The organism is Roseovarius azorensis (assembly GCF_900109455.1).
Taxonomy (GTDB): domain Bacteria; phylum Pseudomonadota; class Alphaproteobacteria; order Rhodobacterales; family Rhodobacteraceae; genus Roseovarius; species Roseovarius azorensis.
The window spans coordinates 1-1291 of sequence record NZ_FOAG01000041.1; the positions used below are offsets into that span (position 1 = coordinate 1).

The following is a 1291-nucleotide window of genomic DNA, read 5'->3' on the forward strand; positions in this document are numbered from 1 at the left end:
TCACCGTGCTGCCTGACGCGCCACAACGGCCAATGCGAATTCAACCAGATAATCGTTCAGCGCGCGTGATGCGTCTGTTGCGGCCTCGGCATTGCCATCGACGATGGCCGTCAGGATGGCGCGATGCAGATCCCGGCCACGATCGATATCGCCGTTTTCTTCGCGCGCGTGAACGATCCAGAAGCGGCGCGACAGTCCCTGCAAGGGCAGCATCAACGATCCCAGATAGCGATTTCCGGCGGCATCAAGGATCAGGGCATGGGTTTGCCGGAGGGTGTCGGTGTATTCCTGAAGGGTGAACCGGCCTTCAAGCCGTGATGCAAGATCGCGCATGGCCGACCGCTGTGCCTTGCTTGCCCTTTTGCATGCAAGCTCCACCGCCAGCACCTCGACCGGCCGACGCACTTCAAGGCGGCTTAGCTGGTCTTCGACCGTTATCGCCGGGATCTCGATTCCGCGGCTGGCATGCACACGGATCATGTAGCTGGGTGCAAGACGCTGGATCGCCTCGCGAATCGGCGTCCGGCCCAGGCCCAGTATTTCGATGATGGTGCGTTCGGACACCATCGAGCCGGGAGCAAGTTCGCCGCGCTCTATCATGCCTTCCAGCATGGCAACCGCCTGTTCTGTCTTGTTCATTTCGCCCTCCAGTCCGGATGCAGCCTGCACCACGGCTCTATATCAATAAGGATTGACATGCGATCGATATATCAGTCATATATTATAAACTGAAAGCAAGGTCGAGAGGGATACCGTCATGAAATACGCGCCCGGTTCCGAACGCTGCCCTTTGCCGTTTTCGCCGTTCAAAAGCTGCACCGTGCCGCGCCCGATCGGGTGGCTGTCCAGCCGCAGCGCCGCCGGCGTGGAGAACATCGCGCCCTACAGTCAGTGGCAGAACCTGACCTTCGACCCGCCGATGGTGATGTTCGCCGCCAACCGCTACCCGGACGGGCGGCGCAAGGATACCGTCCTGAATGCTGAGGAAACGGGCTGGTTTGTCTGGAATATGGCGACCTACGCATTGCGCGAGGCCGTGAACATCAGCGCCATGGCCTTGTCGGCCGATGAAAGCGAATTCGACCGTATCGACGTGACCCGCATCTATTCCGACAATGGCGCGGTGCCGATGGTCAAGGAAAGCCCCTGCAAATTTGAATGCCGGTATCTCAGCACGCATACAATGCGCGGCAATTCGGGCCACGGCACCGTCGATGTCGTTTTTGCTCAGGTCGAGACGATCCACATCGACGACAATGTGATCCAAGCCGACGGTCGGTTGGACATCACC

At 59.4% G+C, this 1291-nt stretch carries 2 protein-coding genes; one reads left to right on the top strand and one right to left on the bottom strand.

Annotation, left to right across the window (positions count from 1 at the left end; translation table 11 throughout):
- On the bottom strand, positions 1-639 hold the full coding sequence (locus tag BSG08_RS19175; protein ID WP_093039442.1) for a GntR family transcriptional regulator: 639 nt from the start codon (positions 637-639) through the stop codon (positions 1-3).
- Between the two features lie 118 nt (positions 640-757).
- Between BSG08_RS19175 and BSG08_RS19180 the strand changes: the two genes are divergently transcribed.
- On the top strand, positions 758-1291 hold a 534-nt coding region (locus BSG08_RS19180), incomplete at its 3' end, for a flavin reductase family protein (RefSeq protein ID WP_093039441.1).

Coding starts and splice junctions, on each gene's coding strand:
- BSG08_RS19175 (WP_093039442.1), bottom strand. CDS start 639: ATGAACAAGACAGAACAGGCGGTTGCCATGCTGGAAGGCATGATAGAG.